2 protein-coding genes are annotated in these 3,862 nt (G+C 34.0%); one reads left to right on the forward strand and one right to left on the reverse strand.

Annotated features, from left to right (window positions below; all coding sequences use genetic code 11):
- Positions 1 to 1,136: 1,136 nt before the first annotated feature.
- Positions 1,137 to 2,096 (reverse strand): proline dehydrogenase family protein, encoded by a 960-nt coding sequence (locus BAQ49_RS22000; RefSeq protein WP_071747045.1) that lies wholly within the window; start codon positions 2,094 to 2,096, stop codon positions 1,137 to 1,139.
- 117 nt (positions 2,097 to 2,213) lie between these two features.
- Between BAQ49_RS22000 and pdxR the strand changes: the two genes are divergently transcribed.
- Positions 2,214 to 3,626, forward strand: coding sequence for a MocR-like pyridoxine biosynthesis transcription factor PdxR (pdxR, locus tag BAQ49_RS22005; RefSeq protein WP_071747046.1), 1,413 nt, complete (start codon positions 2,214 to 2,216; stop codon positions 3,624 to 3,626).
- Positions 3,627 to 3,862 lie beyond the last annotated feature (236 nt).

The raw sequence follows: 3,862 nt of genomic DNA on the forward strand, positions 1-3,862 counted from the left end.
TTCGTTAGTTAATGTCAACTAAGTTTTTCATTTTGTTTGCCGCGTTCTGCGTTATTGCATCGGCGACTTGTCCTATATTACACCTCTAACCTACAATCGTCAACACCTTTTTATAAAGATATTCAATTTAATATTTTTATGCTCTTTTAACTAGATACGCCTCTCCAAGGATTCATTACGGAAAAGCTACCTTCTGCTTCTATTTAATCTATTCTTCCAAAATATATTCAAGTTAATTTAAACCCTAGACTTAATTTGTACAGAAGTTTTTACCCAACGAAACTAACAATCTTATTTTACTAAATATTAATACCTCTTTGTTTATCACGCACTCTATTAGAAACGATTGAAGATATACGCATTCTTATAACAGACAACGATATAGAAATCCATAATAAACCCATATACTACTCTAGTTATAGAGTCCCGAGTTCTCCTTATATGAAGTAATGGTTGCTTATTTGTTTACTCGTAAATATACAGAAACATACTAATATATTTACTAACTATCCCTATCTTACTGAAATATCAACCTTATATCTATTTCATCTTTAGCATCATCCATTTCCATACATCTATATCCTCTTAATAAACATTTAAGATATGCTCAAGGTTCGAATTGATTAATAGTATTTCCTTTTTAAACACATATACTGGATTAAAAATACGTACCTCAATTGATCAAGTGCACCGAACACACACAGATAGAACACTCGTTCCTTTCATTGCTTCACTTTTTATATAACATTAAATGATATTTATCCTATACCTATCTTTACGTTTTACCGCTAAAAGAGCCAATCATTTCACTAACAAAGCATTTAGTTTTATTGTTTCTAGTATATATATCCCCCTTTTGAAATACATATAGAATCATAAATTCCTTTGTTTCTATCTAAAACCCTAAGAATACACAAACATAAAAAAAAAAAATTCTACAACAAGGTATACGACGGCTGCACAATTATAAATCATAATCCTCTCAATACCTACAGGGGTGCTGTCCGCCTTTAACGCAAATATATACTAAAAAAATTTCAATATAAAATGGGCCGGAATTTCTACTCTAAGAAAACCCGGCTCTTATTTTTAGGCAACAACCAAAATCATTTTTACATTCAGCATTAAATGTCTATTCAATATTCCCTACTCTGCTGTACTGAAGATGAATGTATCATATCTATCACTGCATGATATAAATTTTCCGGATATTCAGCTATCCGATGGCATAAATACAAGTACCACTCTTTCCCATAAGTCAAATACACGCTAGCATTATGTCCTTTGTTTTTCAAATCACTTAACATATCCGGACGAATTCCATATAGCATTTCTATTTCTACATTAGATTGACTAAAATATTGACGTTTCTCCATTTCTTTAATAAGAATTTCATCATGTGTAGCTATAGATACAGGATGATTGTTTTCAACTAGTTGTTCTACAATCTGAAGATACTGTTGATTTAAGTCAGTTGACCTAGGCATAGCAATATCCGAAACTTCTTGATAGGCACCTTTTACAACTCGTATTTTCCCTGGATAATGTAGGAGTTCTTGAATATCATTGTTTGAGCGATATAAATGCGCCTGGATCGTTATCCCTACATTAGGATATTGCTCAGTTGCTTTTTTATAGATGGCAAGAATGTCTGCTGCTTTAGATGATTCTTCCATACTTATCATCAGGGTAGTCCCATGTACTTTTGCCTTCTCTGCCAACTCCATTAAATGAATATAAGATATTTCTGGATCTATAGATAATCCAATATGCGATAAATCGAGTGATACTGTTTGTTTCATAGATAGAGCACCCATATCCCCAATAAGATTCCAAAACTCATTTTTCACTTTATAACATTCCTCTATATCTAGAGTATTTTCCCCTATGTATTCTAGTGAAGTATGATAACCTTTTGCAATTAGTTCTTTTGCTGTCACAATCCCCTCACGTCTCGTTTCTCCGGTGACAAAGCGTTTTGCCGCTTGCAATAATAACGCATAGAGTTCCGTGGATTGTTGTACATAGGATTTTATATGTTCATTTCGTGCAATCGATTTAAATGCCTGAGCCACTTGGAATTCTGGTTTCGTCATCACATTTTCATCCCCTTTAGAACTATTTGGTCCAACTATAACATGCTAAAATGGTTCATATTAGTACCATTTTAACTAAACTTTTATGGTACCAATTTTGATGAAGGGAGCATTTATATGCTTTGGATACCTATTGATCGATCGTTAGATATAAGCTTAATTCGACAGGTTTATCACCAAATACGTGAACGAATATTAAACGGAGAGCTACAATCTGGAGAAAAACTACCATCAACACGGGAATTATCTTCTGAGTTAAGCGTGTCTAGGAATGTAATTTTAGAAGCTTATGATCAATTATTTTCCGAAGGTTTTTTGGTCGCTCGACAGGGTGCCGGGACATTCATTGCAGAAGGGACTTATTTAGAACAACGTAAAAAATCAACTCCAATTGATTCTTTATCTTCGTGCGAAGAAATAAACAAAGATAGTAACATCATTAATTTTCGTTCAGGGATACCAGCATTAGACTTATTTCCACGTAAGGGATGGGCAAAGTTATCTCATACGATATGGAATGAAACACCTCCTTCTACGTTTGGATACGATATTCCCGAAGGACGTCCCGAATTAAGAAAGGTTTTATCACGCTATTTACTAAAAACAAGAGGAGTTTTTTGTCATCCAGAACAATTGATAATTACCTCCGGTGCAACGCAAGCTTTAACACTTGTTTCTAAGTTACTTTTGTCGACAGGCGACGAAGTACTAATAGAAGATCCCATCACCAATGACATTCAAACAATTTTTAAAAATTCAGGAGCCTTCCTTTATCCTATACCAGCTGATGATAATGGGATGGATACATCTTTGCTACCTGCAAATAAAAACCCAAAATTCATCTTCACTACTCCTTCTCATCAGTTTCCTTTAGGAGGAGCGTTACCAATTCAACGACGGGTTCAATTGATTAACTACTCAAGAAAAACAAACTGTTATCTCATCGAAGATGATTATGACAGTGAGTTTCGATATGAAGGCTCACCTGTAAGTTCATTACAGGGATTGGATCCCGAGCGAGTTATTTATATAGGTTCATTTAGTAAAATTTTATCACCGGCCCTTAGGATGGGATACTTAGTTCTTCCCTCACACCTTATTGAAAAATGTCGCAGGGTAAAATGGTTTTCAGATTTACATACATCTTCTTTAAATCAGCTTGTCCTTGCTAAATTTATTGCCGAAGATTATTTGGAACGGCATATTATGAAGATGAAAAAAATCTATAAAAATCGAAGAGACTTCCTTATCCAGCAATTAAAGTTAGCATTCTCAAATAAGATCAATATTTTCGGTTATTCTACAGGATTACACCTGATTGTCGAATTCAATCAAGTTCAATTCACCAAAGAATTACTTGAGAAAATCCAACAACTTGGGGTTAAAGTATATCCCGTGGAAGACCACGCCATTGAAAAAGGAAAACATCATAATCGAATTATTATGGGGTATGGACATTTAACAACTGAAGAAATAAAAGAAGGGGTGAGCAGGCTACAGAGGGCAATACCTTGTATATATTCTTGTTAATACATAGACTTTAAAACTCAAAATTAAAGAGTCTAACAAACTTGTCTATATTTTTCTGAAGGTATGCTATTTAGATGTAAAATCATAATAAAATAAAGCTGTTTCTTGCTAGATAAACGTACTCATAGAGCCTACATTAATTACAAGCTTATTTCATTAAACACAAAAAACACGAGTCAAAAGACTCGTGTTTTAGTTGCTTGGCGACGTCCTACTCTCACAGGGACAAGGTCCCA

The organism is Bacillus proteolyticus (assembly GCF_001884065.1).
Lineage (GTDB): Bacteria > Bacillota > Bacilli > Bacillales > Bacillaceae_G > Bacillus_A > Bacillus_A proteolyticus.

Excerpts from the sequence above, each read along its gene's own strand:
- pdxR (WP_071747046.1), top strand. The coding sequence starts at position 2,214 with ATGCTTTGGATACCTATTGATCGATCGTTAGATATAAGCTTAATTCGA.
- BAQ49_RS22000 (WP_071747045.1), bottom strand. The coding sequence starts at position 2,096 with ATGACGAAACCAGAATTCCAAGTGGCTCAGGCATTTAAATCGATTGCA.